Source organism: Opitutia bacterium KCR 482 (assembly GCA_029269845.2).
Classification (GTDB): Bacteria; Verrucomicrobiota; Verrucomicrobiia; order Opitutales; family Intestinicryptomonadaceae; genus Merdousia.
Genome location: CP149973.1, coordinates 1,045,777 through 1,067,087 on the forward strand (window position 1 = coordinate 1,045,777; position 21,311 = coordinate 1,067,087).

General features: G+C 55.5%; 13 protein-coding genes. 6 read left to right on the forward strand and 7 right to left on the reverse strand.

Annotated elements, in window-relative coordinates:
- Positions 1-28 precede the first annotated feature (28 nt).
- The 4 genes from P3B99_004330 to ppk1 all read right to left on the reverse strand — a co-directional run bounded on the left by P3B99_004330 (position 29) and on the right by ppk1 (position 7,871).
- Positions 29-436: a Minf_1886 family protein gene (locus P3B99_004330; protein ID WYJ08349.1), complete on the reverse strand. Its 408-nt coding sequence runs from the start codon at positions 434-436 to the stop codon at positions 29-31.
- Positions 437-466: 30 nt separating this feature from the next.
- The gene (gene carB, locus P3B99_004335; protein WYJ08350.1) at positions 467-3,724 is read right to left on the reverse strand and encodes a carbamoyl-phosphate synthase large subunit; all 3,258 of its coding nucleotides are present in this window, start codon (positions 3,722-3,724) and stop codon (positions 467-469) included.
- Between the two features lie 136 nt (positions 3,725-3,860).
- Positions 3,861-5,765 (reverse strand): hypothetical protein, encoded by a 1,905-nt coding sequence (locus tag P3B99_004340; protein WYJ08351.1) that lies wholly within the window; start codon positions 5,763-5,765, stop codon positions 3,861-3,863.
- Positions 5,766-5,810: 45 nt separating this feature from the next.
- Positions 5,811-7,871 carry a polyphosphate kinase 1 gene (ppk1, locus tag P3B99_004345; protein ID WYJ08352.1) on the reverse strand — a complete coding sequence of 687 codons (2,061 nt, stop codon included), beginning with the start codon at positions 7,869-7,871 and terminating at the stop codon, positions 5,811-5,813.
- 197 nt (positions 7,872-8,068) lie between these two features.
- On the opposite strand from ppk1, the gene P3B99_004350 reads away from it, so the two are divergent.
- Positions 8,069-8,917 carry a PEP-CTERM sorting domain-containing protein gene (locus P3B99_004350; GenBank protein WYJ08353.1) on the forward strand — a complete coding sequence of 283 codons (849 nt, stop codon included), beginning with the start codon at positions 8,069-8,071 and terminating at the stop codon, positions 8,915-8,917.
- Positions 8,918-9,161: 244 nt separating this feature from the next.
- On the opposite strand, the gene P3B99_004355 is transcribed toward P3B99_004350, so the two are convergent.
- Together P3B99_004355 and P3B99_004360 are read right to left on the reverse strand one after the other, a co-directional pair.
- Positions 9,162-11,867, reverse strand: coding sequence for a valine--tRNA ligase (locus tag P3B99_004355; protein WYJ08354.1), 2,706 nt, complete (start codon positions 11,865-11,867; stop codon positions 9,162-9,164).
- Between the two features lie 127 nt (positions 11,868-11,994).
- A complete protein-coding gene (locus tag P3B99_004360) occupies positions 11,995-13,395 on the reverse strand; it encodes a hypothetical protein (protein ID WYJ08355.1) in 1,401 nt (466 codons plus the stop codon).
- A 459-nt stretch (positions 13,396-13,854) separates the two neighbouring features.
- On the opposite strand from P3B99_004360, the gene P3B99_004365 reads away from it, so the two are divergent.
- Complete coding sequence (locus P3B99_004365; protein WYJ08356.1) at positions 13,855-14,853, forward strand: TIM barrel protein; 999 nt, start codon at positions 13,855-13,857, stop codon at positions 14,851-14,853.
- 41 nt (positions 14,854-14,894) lie between these two features.
- On the forward strand, positions 14,895-16,196 hold the full coding sequence (locus P3B99_004370; GenBank protein WYJ08357.1) for a Gfo/Idh/MocA family oxidoreductase: 1,302 nt from the start codon (positions 14,895-14,897) through the stop codon (positions 16,194-16,196).
- A 114-nt stretch (positions 16,197-16,310) separates the two neighbouring features.
- Here the strand turns inward: P3B99_004370 and P3B99_004375 are convergent, their stop codons facing one another.
- On the reverse strand, positions 16,311-17,408 hold the full coding sequence (locus P3B99_004375) for a Fic/DOC family N-terminal domain-containing protein (protein ID WYJ08358.1): 1,098 nt from the start codon (positions 17,406-17,408) through the stop codon (positions 16,311-16,313).
- A gap of 412 nt (positions 17,409-17,820) precedes the next feature.
- Here P3B99_004375 and lysS point away from each other — a divergent pair, with 412 nt between their 5' ends.
- From lysS to P3B99_004390, 3 genes are read left to right on the forward strand one after another with little or no spacing between them, the layout of a single operon-like run.
- Entirely contained in the window at positions 17,821-19,329 is a 1,509-nt protein-coding gene (lysS, locus tag P3B99_004380; GenBank protein WYJ08359.1) for a lysine--tRNA ligase, read from the forward strand.
- 3 nt (positions 19,330-19,332) lie between these two features.
- A complete protein-coding gene (locus P3B99_004385; protein ID WYJ08360.1) occupies positions 19,333-20,559 on the forward strand; it encodes an FtsX-like permease family protein in 1,227 nt (408 codons plus the stop codon).
- Entirely contained in the window at positions 20,552-21,241 is a 690-nt protein-coding gene (locus P3B99_004390) for an ABC transporter ATP-binding protein (protein ID WYJ08361.1), read from the forward strand. The genes P3B99_004385 and P3B99_004390 overlap by 8 nt, the downstream gene beginning before the upstream one ends.
- Positions 21,242-21,311: the final 70 nt, after the last annotated feature.

Consider the following 21,311-nt stretch of genomic DNA (forward strand, 5'->3'; position numbering starts at 1 on the left):
TTCTTTTCTAAAAGGACTTCCCCGCCGTTCAGCCTTTGCGCCTGCCCTTTTTTGCGGGCAGGAAAGGCGCGACAAACGCCTCGCGGAAATCGAAGCCGCCCGCGAAGTCCTCCAATTTATCCTCGTCGGTTTTGCGCAGCGCCTGCGCGCGCACCATGTTGAAAACTATCTGCCCGATATCCTCCGTCGAGCGCACGCCCCACTCTTCGAAGAGCGTCATCGCCATCGGTCCGAAAGTTTCGAGCGCGAAATCTTTGACGCCCTCCAACAGCTCCGCCGCCGAGACGTGGCGTTCGGTTCGGGAGGGGTCTTCCGCGCACGCGCGTTTGACGGTGAAGTCCAACGCCATGCGCACAAAGACGTACGCGCCTACGCCGTAGCGTTTGTCGTCCCTCAAAATGGATTCGAGCGTCTTCTGAAAATTCCGCATTCCCATGGCTTTTTATATCGGCAAAAAGGAAAATTTTTACGCTTCGAGCTTTGCGCGCTTTGCGTCGATTTCCTCTTTGTACTCCTGCAAGCTCTTGACGGTAATGGGCTTCGTTTTCAGAGCCTCTATGCCGCGCAGGGCGGCGTACGCGCCCATGATTGTGGTAATCATGCAAACGCGCGAAAGCAGAGCCTCTTCGCGGATTTTGTTTTCGTCGATTCGCGGGTTCATGCCCGACGGCGTGTTGATGATTATCTGGATTTCGCCGTTCTTTACCATGTCGAGCACGTTCGGGCGCGCGCCCTCGCTGAGCTTGTAGGTTTTCGTCACGGGGATTCCCTTTTCTTTCAGGAAGCCCGCCGTGCCCGCCGTCGAGTAAATCTTGAAGCCGAAATCTATGAACTTCCGCGCGATTTCCGCCGCCGCCTCCTTGTCGTGGTCTTTGACCGAAAGGAAGATGTTGCCCGAAGTCGGAAGCCCCGGCTGAGCCGCCATCTGGCTTTTTGCGAACGCCATGCCGAGGTCGTCCGCCAAGCCCATGACTTCGCCCGTGGAGCGCATTTCGGGGGTGAGCATAATCTGCGATCCGAGGAAGCGCACGAACGGGAACACGCTTTCCTTTACCGCGATGTAGTCGGGAATAATCTGTTTTGTAAAGCCCAGGTCTTTGAGCTTTTCGCCCGCCATCACGCGCGACGCCATTTTCGCGAGCGGCACGCCGATTACCTTCGAGATGAACGGAATCGTTCTCGACGCGCGGGGGTTCACCTCGATGAGGAAAAGCTCGCCCTTCTTGATTGCGTACTGGACATTCATCAAGCCCACAACCTTTAATTCCTTGGCGAGCGCGAACGTCGCCTCGCGCACTTCCTTCAAAATGTTTTCCGTGAGCGTGTGCGGCGGAATCACCATCGCCGCGTCACCCGAATGCACGCCCGCGTATTCGATGTGTTCGAGCATGCCGCCTATTACCGTTGTTTCGCCGTCGCTGATAGCGTCAACGTCAAGCTCTATCGCGTCTTCGAGGAACTTGTCGAGCAGCACGGGCTTTCCGGGGGCTGCGTCGAAAGCGTCGCGGATTACGCGCTTCATGTCCTCCATCTCGTAGACGATGAACATGCCGCGCCCGCCGAGAACGAAGCTCGGGCGCAGGAGAATCGGGAAGCCGATTTGCCCCGCAAGCTCGTACGCCTGTTCGGGAGTCGTCGCCGTCGCGTTGACGGGCTGTTTGAGGTGGAGCTTTTCGAGAATGCGCTTGAAGATTTCGCGGTCCTCCGCAGCGTCGATTGATTCGGGCGAAGTGCCGATGATGTTCACGCCGTTTGCCTTCAATTCGGACGCCAAGTTGAGCGGCGTCTGCCCGCCGAACTGGACAATCGCGCCGTCGCACTTCTCCTGCTTGTAGACTTCCAAAACGTCTTCGAGCGTGAGGGGCTCGAAGAAGAGCCTGTCGGAGGTGTCGTAGTCCGTCGAAACGGTTTCGGGGTTCGAGTTAATCATCAGCGTTTCGTAGCCCGCCTCGCGCAGGGCGAAAGACGCGTGCACGCAGCAGTAGTCGAACTCGATGCCCTGCCCGATTCTGTTCGGCCCGCCGCCGATAATCATTATCTTTTTCTTCGTAGACGGGCGAAGCTCGCTTTCGACTCCGTATGTGGAATAGTAGTACGGCGTGAACGCCTCGAATTCCGCCGCGCATGTATCGACGAGCCTGAAAACGGTTTCGATTCCGTACTGCTGTCTGAGCTGTTTGATGTTGCGGATTTTCGTGGCGCAAAGGTGCGCTATCTGCTTGTCGCTGAAACCCGCCTCCTTGGCGCGGCGCAAAAGGTCTTCGGAAAGGTTGAGAAGCCCAGCCGAGGCGAGTTCCTCCTCTATTTCCACAATGCCCCTGATTTGCTTCAAGAACCACGGGTCTATTGCGGTGAACTCGTGGATTTCCGCGTCTGTAAAGCCCGCCTTGATTGCGTAGCGGACATAGAAAATGCGCTCCGCCGTCGGGCGGACAAGCCCCTTGCGGATTTCGTCGTGGTCTGTAATTTCGTCGCCGCCGAATTTGCCGCCGCCGCCGAGACCGCGCGTGCCGATTTCCATCGAGCGCAAAGCCTTTTGCAGGGACTCCTTGAACGTTCTGCCTATTGCCATCGCCTCGCCCACGCTCTTCATCGACGACGTAAGGGTGTTGTCGCTGCCGGCGAATTTTTCGAAAGTGAAGCGGGGGATTTTCGTTACGACATAGTCAATCGTAGGCTCGAAGCTCGCGGGGGTTTCGCGCGTGATGTCGTTGCGAAGCTCGTCGAGCGAGTAGCCGACGGCGAGTTTCGCCGCGATTTTCGCAATCGGAAAGCCCGTCGCCTTCGACGCAAGAGCCGAGCTGCGCGAAACGCGCGGGTTCATTTCGATGACAATCATGCGCCCGTTTTCGGGGTTCACCGCAAACTGGATATTCGAACCGCCCGTCTCGACGCCGATTTCGCGGATTACCGCAAAGCTCGCGTCGCGCATGAGCTGGTATTCCTTGTCGGTGAGGGTGAGCGCGGGGGCCACGGTGATTGAGTCGCCCGTGTGGACGCCCATCGGGTCGAGGTTTTCAATCGAGCAGATGACCACGCACTGGTCTTTGTGGTCGCGCATGACCTCCATTTCGAATTCCTTCCAGCCCAGCAGGCATTCCTCGACCAGCACCTCCGAAACGGGAGACGCGCTCAGCCCGAAAGCTACCATTTTTTCGTACTCTTCGCGATTGTACGCAATGCCGCCGCCCGTGCCGCCGAGCGTAAAGCTGGGGCGGATAATGACGGGGAATTTGTTCCATTTTTCAATCCACTCGATTGCCTCTTTAAGCTCGTGGACGACGACGCTTTGGGGAATGTCCAAGCCGATTTTCATCATCGCCTCGCGGAAGAGCTGGCGGTCTTCGCCCTTTTCTATCGCCTCCTGCTTTGCGCCGATAAGCTCCACGCCGTATTTTGCGAGTATCCCGCGCTTGGCGAGCTCCAGCGACAGATTCAGCCCCGTCTGCCCGCCGAGTGTCGGCAGAAGCGCGTCGGGGCGTTCCTTTGCGATTATCTTTTCGAGAACTTCGGGAGTCAGCGGCTCGATATAAGTTACATCGGCGAAGTCGGGGTCGGTCATAATCGTCGCGGGATTCGAGTTGACGAGAACGACTTTGTATCCCTCCTCTTTTAAAGCCTTGCAAGCCTGCGTGCCCGAATAGTCGAATTCGCAAGCCTGCCCGATTACTATCGGGCCCGAGCCGATTATGAGAATGGTCTTGATATCTGTGCGCTTGGACATAATTTGTGTAAAATTTTTTGCGGCTGCAATCCGCCTATATAAAAAATCCCGCAAATCCTACACGCGCGACGACGCCGCGCAAGCAAAAAAGCAATCCGCCCCGACGATGCGCGGGTGCGGTTTTGCCGCCGCGCGCCTACGAGACCGAAATGCGAAGGCGCAGGGAATGCGCGTCTGCGCAGAGCGGAAGCGCCTCGAAGCCGCACACATGGTTGAAGATGCGCCCGTTGGGGGTGTCGGAAATTTTCAGCGGCCTGTCGGACTCCACTTTGACGGTGTGCCCGTCCCTGTAAATTTCGGCGCAATTTGCCGAAACCATTTTGTACGAGTCCGCCGAAGAGCAGATTATCGGCACTGTTATGCGCGGCGACTTCGCCGAAGCCGCGCACGAGAACGCAAGCTCCGCGCAGTCGGGCGAGAACCCGTAGCGCATTTCGCACTCCGCGACCCCAGATTTCGGCGCGTTCTGGCGGATGTCGACAAGCGCGCCCGCGCCCCAAACCTCCGCCGCGCGGCGGCCGCCTTTCGACGAAATTTTGCAGGCGAGACATTTGTCCGACGAATAAGAAACGCCGTCCTCGACCGTCTCGATTCGCGGCGTGAGGCTCGCAAAGCTTGCGCCGGTTTCGGGCTGCATGTTGTCAATCTCGAACAGCGCGTATTCGGTCATGCTCGACGCCGAGACCGCGCCGACTTTCGAATTCCAGAGAAGCGAAAGCGTGCCGCCCGTCGGGTGTCCCTGCGGCGTCTTGGGGTAGTAGACGGAATCGTAGGCGCTTATCGTCGCCCGCCAGTCGCCGACCGACACAAGCGAAGTGTCCACGTCGGCAAAATGCTTCACGCCGTAAACCTCTTCGCGCGGAAGCTGCGCGGCGGGGTTGCCCGCGGGCTTTGCATGCGGGCGCGTCAGAATGTCGGCAAGCCCCTTCATCTGCACGAAAGAATGGTGTATGCACGGCTTGACACCGTGAGAAGCGTAGTGCAAGCCGCCCGCGAGAAGCCCGTCGGCAGTGCACCGTTCCAGCAAGCGCAGGTTGGCGGAGGCGGCGCGGAGGAAACGCGCGTCCCTGTCGGCAAGGCTTTCGAACATCGCCACGCAGCCGTCGGAGGTTCTGCTGCCCCAGTACGACCATTTGAAGCTTCGGGTGCAGAAGCTTCCGTCTATTGCTCCGTCGGGGAGAACGAACTCCAAGTGGGCGGCGGCGACTTCCGAAACGTAGTCGCGCAGTTCCGCGTTTCCGACAAGCTTTGAGTACGCCTCGATTAGCGGCAGGGTCTCGGCGATGTTGTAGCCGATATCTATTCCCTTCAAGCCCTTTGCGCTCTCGCGTTCGAGCGGGTGGATTTCGCCGAAAACGAGTTTGTCGCGCTCCGACACAAGGCGTTTGAACGCGCCCGCGTAGTAGTCGCCGCGCTGGCGGAAACGCTCCACGTCGAGCACATGCCCCACGAGCGCGAGCGAATACGCCGCCCCTATGACGTAGTTTGCGTTCGGCTTTCCCAGCCACTGATAGCCGTACATGAAATCGCCCGCCTTGTAGAGGCGGTCGCGCATTTTTTTCAGGTGCTTCGGCTCTATTATATCGGAGTATTTCGAAATCGACTCCGCCATCGCCATGCAGCGGAACGCCGTGATTCCGCGCCACGAGTTGCGGAAATCGTTGCGCCACGAGCCGTCGGGGTTCGACATGAATTTTTCCTGCCAGTTGAACAGCCCCTCGGCGGCGTCGGAATAGCGCGAATCGCCGAGTTTTTTTGCGAGATACAAAAACGGATATTCAGCGTCGCCCACGCGCCCGTGGAGAATGTCGCAGGCGGGGCACTTTATAGCCCCCGCGTGCCCGCCGCTTTTTATTTGGAGGTCGAGCAGAGACTTTCCCCAAGTCTCCAAAAGAGACTCGCAACGCGCGTAAAATTCGGCGTCCAACGCGCCCTCCGCGACGGGTTTCCGCCCGCCTTTCGACATGCAGCCGAAGCCCGAAAGCGCGGCAAGCCCCGCCGTTGCGCCGACGGCGGTTTTAATGAAATTCCTTCTGTCCATAATTCTCCCGTGTGTTTGTTGTGTGCCGAAAACCCGCGCCCCGCGCTATTCCTGCGACATGAAATAACGCTGGCACGAAAACTGTTCCGCGCTCTTCATGTCCGCCGATTTGTAGTACGCGCCGTTGGGGTGCAGGACGCTCGAAAACTGGTTGTCTTTGAGCATTGCGGGCAGAATGTCGCCGACAATCCGCGCCTTGATGTCGGGGTCTTCAATCGGGAAGAGGCACTCTATGCGCTTGAACATGTTGCGGGTCATGATGTCGCCGCTGCCCGCGTAGACGATTGGCGAGCCGCCGTTTTCGAAATAGTAGATGCGGCTGTGCTCCAAATAGACGCCCACTATGCTCTTGACGCTTATGTTTTCGCTCATGCCCTTAACCCCCGGGACGAGCGCGCAGATGCCGCGGACAATCATGTCTATTTTCACGCCCGCGCGGGACGCCTCGTAAAGCGCGTCGATTGACGACTGCTCCACGACGGAATTTACCTTGATTATTATCCGCGCCTTTTTGCCCGCCTTTGCGTTTTCGGTCTCGCGCCGCACGAGGTCGAGAAATTTGGAATGGAAGCAGAACGGGGCTACCATGAGCTTGTCGAACTTGGGTTCGGACACTTTGCCCGTAAGCGTGTTGAAAAGGTTTGCGACCTCCGCCGAGAGGTCCTCCCTTGCGCTGAAAAACGAAAGGTCGGTATAGATTTTTGCGGTTTTCGAATTGTAGTTGCCAGTGCCCAAATGGACGTATCTGCGCAACGCGCCGCCCTCCTCCCTGCGGACGATAAGGCACGTCTTGCAGTGCGTCTTGAAGCCGACGATTCCGTACACGACGTGCACGCCGCGCTCTTCAAGCTCGCGCGCCCACTGAATGTTGTTTTCCTCGTCGAAACGCGCTTTGAGCTCGACAAGCACTGTTACCTGCTTGCCGTTGGTTGCCGCCTCTTTCAACGCCTTGACAATGGGCGAGCCCTGGCTTGTGCGGTAGAGAGTGAGTTTGATTGCCAAAACGTCGGGGTCGCGCGCCGCCTTGGAGATGAACTCTTCGACGGGCGAAAAGCTCTCGTAGGGGTGGTGCAAAAGCCTGTCTTTTTGGCGGATTACCGAAAAATAGTCGTCGCAATTTTTAAACTCGGCGGGAATCGACGGGCGGTAGGGCGGGAATTTGAGGTCGGGGCGGTCAACCATGTCGTAGGCGACCGACAGCCGCGCCAAATTCAGCGGGCTTGCGGGAATGCGGTAGATGAAGCTTTCGTCGATGTCGAGCGCGTCCACGAGCGTTTTCAGGGCGGAGTCCGACACGCAGTCCTCTATTTCGAGCCTTACAGCCGCGCCCTTGCGGCGGTTGTGAAGCTCGTTTTCGATTGTCTGCAAAAGGTTTTCTGTTTCCTCCTCGTCGATGTACAGGTCGGAGTTTCGCGTGATTCTGAATATCGCCGAATTGCGCACTTTGTAGCCGGGAAAAAGCTGCTCGGCGTAGTACTTTATAGTGTCGCTCAGATAAACCAAGTGGTACTCGTCGGGATTCCTGCTCTCCATTCTGATTACGCGCGAAAGTATCGGCGGCACGGGCACGATTGCAATGTCGCTCGGCGCGCGCTTGACCGACGCGTTCGCTATCGAAAGCAGCACATAAAGCCCCTTGTTGCGCAGGTGCGGGAAGGGGTGGGCGGGGTCGACGGCAAGCGGCGTGAGCGCGGGGTAGACGTCGTCTTCGAAATACTTTCTGAGCCATTCCTTTTCGGCGGCGGTGCACTCGCGCGGGGTTTTGAAAAATATCTTCTCCTTGCGGAGCGCGGGAACGAGGTTGTCGGTCCAGCACGAATATTCGTCTACGGTCATGGCGGCGGTGATTACGCTGATTCGGCGCAACTGCTCGCGCGGGCCGAGCCCGTCGAAGCCGACGTCGAGCACTCCCGATTCGAGCTGCTGCTCCAAACCCGCCACGCGGATTTCGAAAAATTCGTCGAGGTTGCTGCTTACAATCGAGAGGAAGCGCATGCGTTCGAGAATCGGAAAACTCGGCTCTGTGCAGAGGTTCAGAACTCTACGGTTGAACGCAAGCCAGCTAAGCTCGCGGTTGAAATATTTTGGTTCGGCTTCTTTCGACATGGAATGTTTTTATTGTTTTTTCGGAAAATTAGCGCGGACTTTCCAGTTTTCAAGCAAAGAAAGCGCGAATTAAAATTCGGCAAACCGACAAGCCGCACAAAATCGGCAAAAACCGAAGCAAGCGCTTTTTAAATCCTTGACAATTCACAACCACACGCCATTTATAATTGTCATTCTTTTAACCTAAAAAAACACATATGAAAAAATATATATCCGCTCTGCTCGCGGCGGCATTCTCCGCCTCGTCCTTCGCCGCGCTGGAATCTCCCATCACGGCATCCACTGATATTGACTCCCCCGAAACCGTCAATTCGCAGTTGATTGTCCGCAGCCTCGACGGAAACAACGTGCGACTGAAAATCTCGGGCCCCGAGGCTCTGCTGACATCGACAAAATCGGGATACGCAATAGATTTGGAAGAGAACACGTCGCTATTAATTGAATATAAAGGCGGCCTGAACATCACGCCCGAAAATTCGGGGGTGAGCATAAGGAACGGCGCGTCTATGATGGTCAACAGAATTGTCGGAGACGTCAAAATGGCGAAAGTCGTCGTCTGGGGCGGCACGCTTACCATCAGAAAGGAAAACGCATTTTCCTACGGCAACGCCGGAACTACCCTGATGTTGGTAGCCAATGGAAGCAACATGGTGCTCGACGCATCGCAGAGCTTCAATAAAATGGATATCCGCTACAACTCGAAAATCAAATTTTCCGACGGCGTGAGCCTCAATTTCAAGGGAATCGACATCACCAATTCCGCGCCGAAAATCGATGTCGTACTCGAAGATTTCAGCAACACAAACTCAATTTGCTTTGGAAGCGCAAGCGGACTGTCGCTTACCGACGGCGTGCTGACGGTTTCCAACTCCACGAAGAGCATAGACTATACGTTCAAAGACAAAGCGGGCGAAATCATGAAAAACCTCGTGCTCGACGCGGCGACAAACACGCTGACACTCGCAAGCATTCCCGAACCCTCCACATACGCGGCGGTGTTCGGCGCGCTCGCGCTCGGCTTGGCACTCTACCGCCGCAGAAAGTAGCCGACAGCTCCAACCCATTTCAAGCCCGCGCCTGCGGGCTTTTTTTGTGCCGTCTGCGAGTGGGTGAATAAGCCCGAAGCCCCCTCCCCGTGCGACAGGAAGAAATGCGCCGTTTGAATGCGCAAAAAGCCCCGAAAGGCGTTTTCCTTTCGGGGCTTTTGTCTGGTTGCGCGAAAAATTGCCGCGCGGGTTTTGGTTTGCCGCGTTGCCGCGCCGATTGGAAGCGTTGCGGCGGCAATCCGCGCTACGCTTTGTAGGCTTTCAGAAGCTTTTCGATTTCCGCGATTTTCGCGCGGCAGTCGTCGAGCTGTTTCTTTGCGCCCTCAATTACCTTTGCGGGAGCTTTCGAGGTAAACGCCTCGTTCGAAAGGCGGGCGACCGTCGATTTTTCGAAGCCGCAAAGTTTGGCAAGCTCCTTTTCGAGACGCGCGATTTCCGCGCCCATATCGATGTCGCCGCTCATGTCGAGGTAGACCGTGCCGAGGGCGGTAATCGCCGCGGGCGAGTCGCACTCAACGGAGACTTTTTCGAAAGTCTCAGCGCCGACGAGCTTTTTGAGCTTGTCGAAGTTTGCGTCGAAGATTGCCGCACTTGCGGCGTCGGCGGGAAGAATCGACATTTTCGAATCGCGCTTGGTGCCCACTTTACACTGGGCTTTGAGGGCGCGCGATTTTGCGACCAAATCTTTGAGTTTTTCGGTATCCGCCGCCGCGTTTTCGTCGATTGCAATGCCGAGTTCCGCGAGTTCGTCGGCGAAATCGGGCGAGGCGTTTTGGATAAACTCTCCCGCGCCGCCGAAGCCCATCGAGTGCCAGAGTTCCTCCGTAATGAAGGGCATGAAGGGGTGGAGCAAAAGCAGCGTCTGGCGCAGGCACAAGTCCTGAACTGCGAGCACCGTGCCCCGCGCCGATTCGTCGGCGAGGCGCGACTTTGAGACCTCCAAATACCAGCCGCAAAAGTCGTTCCAGAAGAACGCGTAAAGGCTTTGCGTGATTGCGTTGAACTGGTAGACGCCGTAGTCTTTCGCGACGGTTTCGGCGCATTTGACGAGGTTTGCGAGAATTGCGTGGTCGTCGGAGTCGAGCTTCGAGACGTCGATTCTGTCGGCGATTGCTTTAAGCGACGAGTTGTCGCCCGCGCCGCCCGACATCTGCCTGAATCTGCACGCGTTCCAAAGTTTGTTGCAGAAGTTTCTGCCGAGTTCCACGCGCTCTTCGCTGAACAGAATGTCCTGCCCCTGCGGAGCGCAGTTCATGACGCCGAAGCGCAGGCCGTCCGCGCCGTAGCGGGCGATGATGTCGAGCGGGTCGGGCGAGTTGCCCAAGCTCTTCGACATTTTGCGTCCCTGCATGTCGCGGATAATGCCCGTGAAATAGACGTTTTTGAAGGGGATTCTCTCGCTCGGCACGCCGTCGAGGAATTCCAAGCCCGCCATAATCATTCTGGCTACCCAGAAGAAGATGATGTCGGGGCCTGTTACGAGGTCGGAGGTCGGGTAGAAGTAGTCCATGCCCTCCTCTTTCATTTTTTCGGGGTTCGGCCAGCCCATTGTGCCGAACGGCCAAATCCACGAGCTTGCCCAGGTGTCGAGCGAGTCGGGGTCTTGCACCCAATTTTCGGGGTCGGACGGGCCGTCCACGCTTACATGCACCTCTTCGGGGTTGTGGATATCGGGGTTTTCGACGCCCTTTCTGTACCACACGGGAATGCGGTGCCCCCACCAAATTTGGCGGCTGATGCACCAGTCGCGGATATTGTCGAGCCAGTGCTCGTAGGTTTTTTCCCAGCGTTTCGGCCAGAATTTGATTGCGCCCGACTCCACCGCCGTCTTTGCCTCGGCGACTTTCGGATAGCGCATGAACCACTGGTCGGAAAGGCGCGGCTCAATCGGCACGCCGCCGCGTTCGGAGAAGCCCACGTTGTTGTCGTAGTCTTCAATCGCCACAAGCTGCCCAAGCTCGTCGAGCTTTTCGACCGCCTTTTTGCGGGCGGCAAAGCGGTCAAGCCCGCAGAAATCTTCGCCCGCGAGCGCGTTCATCGTGGCGTCGGGGTTCATTACGTCGATAATCGGCAGATTGTGCCGCTGTCCGATTTCGAAGTCGGCGACGTCGTGCGCGGGAGTTACTTTGAGGACGCCCGTGCCGAATTTCATATCGACATATTCGTCGCCGATAATCGGAATGGGGGCTTTGGGGAACGGACGCCAAACGTGCATGCCGACGTATTTCTTGTAGCGTTCGTCGTTGGGGTTGACCGCCACGGCGGAGTCTCCCATAATCGTTTCGGGGCGGGTTGTGGAAATTTCGAGGAACACGCCCGGCTCTTCGACAATCTCGTACTTCATCTTGAAGAGCTTGCTCTTCTGGGGGGTCATGATTACCTCTTCGTCGGAAAGGGCGGTGAGGTTGACGGGGCACCAGTTGACCATGCGCTTGCCGCGGTAGATGTAGCCCTGTTTGAAAAGTTTTACGAACGCGGTAAGGACGCCGCGGGAATAGTCGTCGTCAAGCGTATGGACGAGCCTCGACCAGTCGCACGACGCGCCGAGCTTTTTGAGCTGTTCGATGATGATTCCGCCGTGTTTGTCGCGCCACTGTTTTGCGACTTCTATGAATTTGTCGCGCCCAAGCTCGCGCGCGCAGGTATGTTTTTCCCTGCGCAGGTACGATTCCACCTTTGTCTGCGTGGCGACGCCCGCGTGGTCGGTGCCTGGAATCCAAATCGCGCTCTTGCCCGTCTGGCGGGCGCGGCGCACCAAAATGTCCTGAATGGTATTGTTGAGAACGTGCCCCATAGTGAGCACGCCCGTTACGTTCGGCGGGGGAATCACGATGGAATACGCCTCTTTGTTCGGGTCGACTTTGCCTTTGAAGCAGCCCGATTCGACCCACGTCTTGTACCATTTGTCCTCGACTTCCGAGGGGTTGTATGCTTTTGAAATTTCGCTCATAAAAACCTTAATAATCCGACATGCCGCAGGGGCTGTCAAGTTTTTGTTGCCCCGAAGCTTGACGGGCAAACCGCACAAAAAAAGCCGAACGCAAAAAGCGTCCGGCTAAATTAATGTCAAAACCGCTCTATTTGCGTCTGCGGTATACCGCAAGAGCCAATGCCATCGCGCCGAAGACGGCGGCGTATGTGGCGGGTTCGGGAATCGCCTTTACGCTAAGAACGTATTTGCCGTACTTCGCCAAGTCTTCGCCGACCGCCACGAGTTCCAGCTGGTCTTTCTGGTAAACGTTGTTGTCTTTGTCTACTGCCGTAATCTGGGCGGTGTCCCACCAATAATTGGAATCGAAGAACACGCTGTCGGCGGCGAAGCCCTCGATTGTCATATTGGCATAAGCCGTTTTGTCGTCTTGGTTGAAAATGCCGATGCCCCTAAACGAAGCCTTTGCGCTGTTTTCAAGAATCAGGCTCAAATGCGTATTCAGGTTGAAGAACACGCTCTGGAACGAATTGTCCGCGCTGATTGAAATAGTGCTGTCCGTGCCCGAGTACAAACCAATGTCTGTGGCGATTGCGTCTTTCGAGCCAATCATAAGCATGCCGCCCGAAAGAACTATGCGGCCGTTGCCGCCTTCCGCCGTGCCCTTTCTGATTGCCGCGCCCGACGAAAATTCGTCGCGCCCGCTCTTGATTTCCACGACACCGCCGCTTTGGATTTTCAGCGCGCTGTCGAGCACCATTGTGCCCTTTGCCCAAATCGTGGCATAGCCGCTCATGTCAAGCCCGGTTGCAGTATTGCCGTAGTTGAATGTGCCGCCAACCGAAAGGGTTGTCGAAGCTTCGGAGAAGTTGAACGTGGACGTTTTTCCCGAAGTGAACGTCGAACCCGTAGCGACGTGCAGACCCGACTTCTGGGAAAACGTTGTCTTTGCCACATTGTAGTTTACGTTTACAATAGTTGTATTGTTGGCGCCGATCGACATCACGACGCCTCCCGAAGTGTTGTCGTTCGTGCCTTTGAAAAGCGCGCTCGTGCCCGTAAAGAGGGCGTCGGTTTCAACCAACACGCCGGCTCCGCTCGCAGAATTGGGGTCGCCCTGAATGGTGATAGTGCCCATTTCGAGCTTGGAAACGCCCGCGTCCGCCGCACTGTTTCTAATATTGAACATGCCCGCAGTGCTCAAATACCACGACATTTTGCCAGTATTATTAAAGGCGTATTCGCTGTCGGAGCTGTTGCTGTCTATCGTTGCGCCGAACGCGAGAATCCAGTCTTTCGGACCTTCCGCGCTGGGCTTTGTTGCGATAGATTTAAATACTGGGTTTTCCGCATTTGCATTTGCTTTCATTTTGAAACGCGAGCTATCAGCGGGGGTTGTTTCATTCGGCAAAAGCACTACGTCTTGGCCGTTCGCAAGGTTAGAGAGGACTGGACGGTTGTCATTGTTCGTACCGCCCGCAATCTCCACAGCGGCGTTTGCGGCAAACGCGCAAAGCGTCGAGAGGAATATTAACGATGTTTTCTTCATAATATTTTGTTGTTAGGTATTTGTTAGCAGGTTTAAAATCCACACACTTGAAACACAGCAATTCCAAATGCGAATTTCATTATAATGGCAAAAAGATGTACAGGATTGAATAATTGTCAATCAAATTAGAGCCACAACCGTCATTTTTTTCGCAAACTACGTAAATCCGAAACCCGCTAAAAAAACAATAATTACATCATTTCGCCGACCCGCTATGCCGACAAAAAAGCGGGGCTAAAACGACCGAGACACACCGCGTTCACATTTTTTGCGCAAACAAACCGAATCAAAGCGAACTCGCCGCGCAGATACAGCCCCCCCTCCCCCGCAGGGACCGCAAAAAAAACAAAATATTTGTTGACTTGCGGAGCGGCTTTTGTATTTTCAAGCTCATCAAAGACTCAAACGTTTGAGAAACATAAGACTCTTTCAAATCAACCAACAAAACAACTTCTATATATGAATACTATATCAAGACGCAAATTCTTCGGGGGAATGTCGGCGGCAATGCTCGCAACAATGCTCGGCGCGTGCGCTTCAACCGAATGCAAAAGCGGCAAAGCCTGCGGCAAAACCGCAAAGGCCGACAAGTTCAAAATGAAATTCGCCCCGCGCGGGCTATTCGCGGCGTCCTGCGGCAAAGACCCTTTCAAACGCTTCAAATGGCTGTCCGAAAACGGCTTCTGGGCAGTTGAGGGCGTCGTTTTCGTCAATCCCGACAAAATCTACAAGCAGGAGGAAATCAACCTCCAACGCGCCCTCGGCGCGTACGCGCGCGAAGTCGGGCTTGAAATGGGCTGCGTAAGCTCGATGAACAACAAGGATTTCCCCGTGATGACCGCAAACCAAGTGCCTGTAAAGGGCAAAGTTATACGCGACAAAAAGGCGGTTCGCGACTGTCTTGCGCGGCAGATGGACAACACTTTCGCGGTCATGGAACGCCTCGGCAGCAAACAGTTCATCATCGGCGCGGGCACGAACGACAGCGAACTTTCGCCCGAAAAGCAGTACGAAAACACCGTCGAAAACATGGCTTTCTGCGCCGACTACTGCAAACGCTACGGCTTCACGATGGAAATCGAACCCCTCAACACGAAAAGCCACCCCAACCTCTATATAGACAGGGCCGAACTCGGCGCGAAAATCGTGCGCGACGTCAACAACCCGCACTGCCGCCTGCTTTTCGACATCTTCCACGAACAAATGCAAGTCGGCAGCCTCGACGCGCTCGACAAGCCCGAAGTCTGGAACTGCATAGAGTCTTTCCACATAGCCGACGCGCCCTCGCGCCAAGAACCGGGGACGGGCAACATAGACTACAAGAAGGTTCTCAAAAAAATTTGGGACAAGGGCTACCGCGGCTTCATCGGCTTGGAGCACGGGCAGACCGACAAGTCGCTTGAAGGCGACCGCAAACTCCTGCAAATCTACCGCGACCTCGACTCGGTCGTGGCGTAAAAAGTTCTACAACCTGCAACAACATTATTATAGGGAAAAATATGGACAGAAGAGACGCAATTAAAACGGTTTCGGTAATGGGCGCGGCCGCCGCGCTCCCCAAATTCTCGTGGGCTACGGGAGACAAGGCGACGCTCAAAGTCGGGCTTATCGGCTGCTCGGGGCGCGGCACGGACGCGGTTAGAAACATTCTCGATGCGGCGAAAGGCTCGGTCAAGATTGTGGCAATCGCCGACCTCTTCCCCGACAGGCTCGAATACGCAATGAAGAGATTTGCGGGCTTCGAAAGCAAATTCGACTACTGCAAAGGGCATTTCGACATTCCCGCAAGCCGCCAATACGCGGGCTGGGACGCCTACAAGCAGCTCCTCGCCGACGCCGACGTCGACATCGTAATACACGCAACGCCCCCCGTTTTCCGCCCCCTCCACCTCCGCGCGATTGTAGAAGCGGGCAAGCACATGTTCGTTGAAAAACCCGCGTGCGTAGACCCCACGCAGGCTCGCGAACTCTACGAAATCGCGGATCTTGCCGACAAGAAGGGGCTGACGGTTATCCCCGGAGTTCAACGCCGCTTCCACCCCGGATACGTAGAGGCAATCAAGAGGATTCAGGACGGGCAAATCGGCGACATCATCGCGGTTCAGGCGTACTGGCTCAACTCGCGCTTCTTCATTCAGGACGGCGGCAAACTGCGCCTGCAAAACCCCGACCCCATGCAAATGGAATACCAAATCCGCAACTGGTTCATCTTCCGCTGGGCTTCGGGCGACTGCTACGTGGAACAGCACGTCCACAACCTCGACGTCGTGCGCTGGGCGCTCGGCAAAGACCCCGTGGAAGTCAACGGTCTGGGCGGACGCCGCTGGGACATTCCCTTCCCGCAGTACGGCGACAGATTCAGCCACTTCGCGGTCGATTTCGACTTCGGAAACGGCCTACACTGCGCAAGTTATAGCCGCCGCGAACAGAAGTCGAAAGACTACGTTCTTGAAAGATTCGTCGGCACAAAGGGCATTCTCGAAACGAACGAAAACAACATGCAGCGCATTACGGGCGCAAAGCCGTGGGAAGCCCCGAAGGGACTGCCGCACGCGCTCGTCGAAGAACACAGAGTGCTTCTCGACAGCGTCCGCAACAACAAGAAAATCAACATGCTGCGCGACATGGTTGGCTCGACGCTCATGGCGATTGCTGGCCGCGAAAGCTGCTATTCGGGCACAAACTTCAAATACGGCTGGATTAAGCAGAAGTCGAAATTGTCGCTCGCGCCCAAGGAATGGAAATTCGGAGTGCACGACATCGACCCGATTCCCCTCCCCGGCGAATACAAACTGAGCTAAACCCAGAGAAAAGCCGATTCAAAAATCGGCGCTTCCGACAAAACAACAAAAACGCGCAAGGCAATAACCCTTGCGCGTTTTTTGCATTGCGGAGAAAAGCCGCCGCGACGCGACTTACAGACTGTCGGAAATTTCCAAGAGGTCTTTGAGCCAATACAAAGTTGCGGAACGCCCCGCGCCGTTGTCGTAAATCGAGACGATTTCGGCCTTCACCAACTTTTTCAACAGCGCGTAAACCGTTGCGTTCGACGGCTTCGACGAAAGGTTCAGCATGCTCTGCCTGAACATCGGCCTTGCAATCATGGCGTCCAAAAGCAAAATCGCGTGCTGGGAAGACGTAATGTCTATGATTTTGGCTTTCGTGCGTTCGTAGTAATCCATTATTTTTTTTGCTACGGTGTAATTTCTGTCCGCCTGCCACTTGATTGCGTCGAGAAAAAACGAAATCCAAGCGGTCCAATCGCCGTTTTCGGTAATCGCCCGCAACGAGTCTTTGTAAAGCATTTCGTTCTGTTCAAGATACTGGCTTATGTACAGCGTGGGCCTCGATATTATGCCCTTTTGAAAAAGAAAGAGCGGCACAAGCATTCGCCCAAGCCTGCCGTTGCCGTCGCAGAAAGGGTGGATTATCTCGAACTGCGCGTGCATTACGGCGGCCTGAACAAGCGGGTCTTTGTCGTCCGAACAGAGGTACTCGATGAAATTGTCCATGTATTCGGGCACGAGAATCGGTTCGGGCGGCACAAAACGCGCGTTTTCGATGCCGCCGCTTCTCGACCCAATGTAGTTTTGCACCTCCCTGATTTGACCGGGGCTTTTTGTTGCGCCGCGCACGTTGTCGAGCAAAAGCCTGTGAATCTCTTTTATAAGATAGAGCGAAACGGGGCGAAGCGCAACTTCCTCCGAAGCATAGGAAATGGCCTTTCTGTAATTTATGACTTCGTGAATGTCGCTTTTTTTCTCGGCGGAATCCCCGTCTACCCCCGCTTCGAACGTCAAAACGTCTACCGTGTTTACCTGCGTGCCCTCTATTTTGCTCGAAAGCAAGGCTTCGTTTGACAAAATCGGCGACAAAAGCAAATCAGGATTGGCTATTGCATTCAAAATGCCGTTGAAATTTGCAATGGCGCGATTCGCCTGCCCGATTTTCGAAATAAGAGAAAACCAGTCTATATTTGCCAACGGAAGCTTTTGCGGAATGTACGGTTTCATAAAATTATATCTTCATATTACAGTTATCGGCGCGTTTGTGTCAAGCAAAATGCGTATTTTATATTTACAAAGGAGCTTGCTTTTAGAAAATATTCAATTCAATAAACACAAGCGAATTTGTTTTTAGCGAAATAAACACAAAGGCTTTTGTTTTTATAAAATCGGCGGTTTGCTAAAAACAAAACGGTTTGCTTTTATTTTATTCAATGCAAAGGCGTTTGTTTTTAGAAAAATGGCATTTTGCTAAAAGCAAATTAGTTTGTATTTATTTTATTTAACACAAAATGGTTTGTTTTTATAAAATCGGCGGTTTGCTAAAAGCAAAATTTTTCGGTTTTTTGCAAAGTATTTGCTTAAAAAAAGTTGCCTTTTGGCTCGATTGTGGGAAAATCAGGTAATTATTTTTATCGAAATGAGCGAAGAACAAAAGACTATTCAGGACAATTCCCACGACCTTTTCGCCGTCAGAAAGGCGAAACTCGACTCAATGCGCGCAAAGGGCTTCGACCCGTTCCGCGCCGAATGGACGCCCACGCACACAAGCAAAACGGCGATTGAATCTTTCGACGAATCCCTCGAAGAGGGGCAAAACTCGGAGCACGAAGTGAGCGTCGCGGGCCGCGTGCTCGTGTTCAGGCTCATGGGCAAGGCAAGCTTCCTCAAAATTCAGGACAGGGACGGAATTATCCAGCTCTACGTCGCCCGCGACGGACTCCCCGAAGGCGTCTACAACGACGACTTCAAGAAAAATCTCGACCTCGGCGACATCATCGGCGCGCGCGGCAAGCTCTTCAAGACAAAGACGGGCGAAATCACCGTCCGCGTCTGCGAGTTCAAAATGCTCGCAAAATCGCTCCGCCCCCTCCCCGAAAAATGGCACGGGCTAACAAACAGCGAGCAAATCTACCGCCAGAGATACCTCGACCTCATGGTCAATCAGGACTCGCGCAAACGCTTCAAGCTCAGAAGCGCAATCGTGCGCGAAATCCGCGAATTCCTCTGGTCGCGAGATTTCCTCGAAGTGGAAACCCCCGTTCTGCACTCGGTTGCCGGCGGCGCGGCGGCGCGCCCGTTCATCACCCACTTCAACGCCCTCGACTGCGACTTTTACCTGCGAATCGCCCTTGAACTCTATCTGAAACGCATGCTCGTAGGCGGCTTCGACCGCGTTTTCGAAATGGGGCGCGTTTTCAGAAACGAAGGCGTCGACCGCAAGCACAACCCAGAATTTACAATGCTCGAAGTCTATCAGGCATACTCCGACCACAGGGGCATGATGGAGCTTTTCCGCTCCATGATTAAGCGCATTTGCGAAAACGTGCTGGGCACAACGTCAATCCCCCGCGCCGACGGCGGCACAATCGAACTCGGCGGCGAATGGCGCGAGGTTGACTACAAAGACCTCATCATCGAGGCGACAAAAATGCCCAACTGGTTCGAGCTTTCGCGCGACGAAAAACTCGCCGCGGCAAAGAAAATCGCCGGCGAAACGAACTCGGACATCGAGCTTAGCGACGACCTCGAAGACTACGAAATCACAAACAACGTCTACGGGAAGCTCGTCGAGCCGAACCTTATCCAGCCGACATTCGTCATGCACATTCCCCGCGAGCTGTGCCCGCTGGCGAAGCTCAACAAAAAAGACCCGCGCGTGCTCGACGTTTTCGAACTGTGCATAAACGGGCAGGAAATCGCCCCCGCATACTCGGAGCAAAACGACCCCTTCATTCAGCGCGAAATGTTCGAAGCGCAGGTCGGAGAGGAAAAGCAGAACCTCGACGAAGACTTCCTCACCGCGCTAGAATACGGCATGCCTCCCGCGGGCGGCATGGGAATCGGCATCGACAGGCTCGTAATTCTGCTCACGGGCGCGGCGAATATCCGCGACACAATCCTCTTCCCGTCGCTCCGCCCCGAATAGCAGATGAAGTGGTGGCTGTACATCGCCCTTAAACAGCTCTTTCCGACGGGAAAGATTGCGTCGTTTTTCGCGGCGGTGTCGGTCTTGGGGGTCGCGCTCGGCGTGCTCGGTCTTTTCGGCACGCAGAGCGTAATGAACGGCTTCCACGAGCAGATAGGCGAAAAACTCCGCGACACTACGGGCGACGTAATTATCCGCAAAAACGGCCGCACGATGTTCGGGCTGGAAAAACTCGTCGCCGACCTGAAAAAGACGGCGGGCGTAAAGACTGTCGAAAAGGTCGCGCGGGGGCCGGTGATGATGCTTGCAAACAACGTGCCGACTTTCCCGATTCTCCGCAGCTACGACACCGTTTCGGAGGAATGCGCCCTGCCGATAAGGGAGAAAAGCTACGTCAAGCTCGGCGACATCTCGAACCTCGACGACGACTCAATCATTCTCGGACAGAGGCTCGCGGCAAATGCGGGAATCACGGTGGGAGACACCGTGGAAATTGTGTCGCCCACAATGCTCGACAAAATCAAAAAGGACGAAGTGCCCATGCCCGCGCGGCTCGAAGTTGTGGGGCTGCTGATGACGGACTATTCCGAGGTAGACTCGAACGTCGCGCTCGTCTCCCTGCGGCGAATGCGCGAACTTTACGGACTCGGCGACGGCACGCACGCTCTCGTGCTGCGCCTCGACGACAACGCCGACTGCACGAAAACCGCCCGCGAAATCCAGAAAAAACTTTCCTTCCCAATGAGGGCGTCCACATGGCTTACGAGCAACGAGGCGTTCCTGCGCGTAATCAAAATGGAAAAGGTGATGATGTCGCTTATAATTGTGCTTATAATTTTGGTGGCGTCGTTTTCAATCTGCATTTCGCTCTACACCTCGGTGCTGCGCAAAACGCGCGAGATAGGGCTGATGGGCGCAATGGGCGCAAGGCCCTGCCAAATTGCGGCGATGTACTGCTTTCAGGGATTCGTAATCGGCGTGTGCGGCGCGTTGGCGGGGCTTGGGCTGACATGGCTTGTGCTCACTTTCCGCGAGCCGATTGTCCAGCTTGTGGTCGGGCGCGAGGCGTTGATAGAGTTCTACCACTTCGCGCACCTGCCCGTAAAGTACGAGCTTTCCGACGCGCTTTGGGCGTCGGGGTTCTCGGTGGTTTTGTGCACGCTCGCGGGGCTTCTGCCGGCAATCCGCGCGGCACGGCTGAAAGCGTCGGAGGCTATGCGCAATGAATAGCGATTTCGGCGAAACGGTTTTGAGGGCGGAGGGAGTGCGCAAAAAATTCAGGTCTCCCGACGGCGGATTCTTGGAGGTTTTGCGCGGCGCAAGCCTGTCGGTCGGGCGCGGCGAAAGCGTGAGCCTGCGCGGCGAAAGCGGCGCGGGAAAGACGACGTTCCTGAATATCCTCGCGGGTTTGGAATCGCCGAGCGGCGGGAAGGTATTTTGGGGCGGCGCGAGAATCGACAATCTGCCGAACTCAAAGCAGGCAAAACTGCGGGCGGGCTTCATGGGATTCGTCTTCCAGAACTACTGCCTTGTGCCCGAACTCAACGCGCTCGAAAACGTCTGCCTTGCCGCGCGAATCGCGGGCAGGTTCGACTCGCAAACGCCGAAACTCGCGCTCGGACTCCTCGAAAGGGTCGGGCTGAAATCGAGGGCAAAGCACCTGCCGCCGCAAATGTCGGGCGGCGAAAAGCAGCGCGTGGCGGTGGCGCGGGCAATTCTCAATTCGCCGCAAATCATACTCGCCGACGAGCCGACGGGCAACCTCGACGAATCTACGGCAAACGAAGTCATGGAAATGTTCCTTTCGCTCTGCGCCGAACGCGGCACGGCTCTGCTGCTCATCACCCACAACCCCGACTTCGCAAAGCGCACGGCTCGCAGCGTAAAAATGTCGGGCGGCGAAGTTTTTTAAATCCGGCTCGCGGACGCAGCGTCAAGCGCGGCGGATTCGGTTTTTCGCTAAACTGTACAGTAAAAATTTT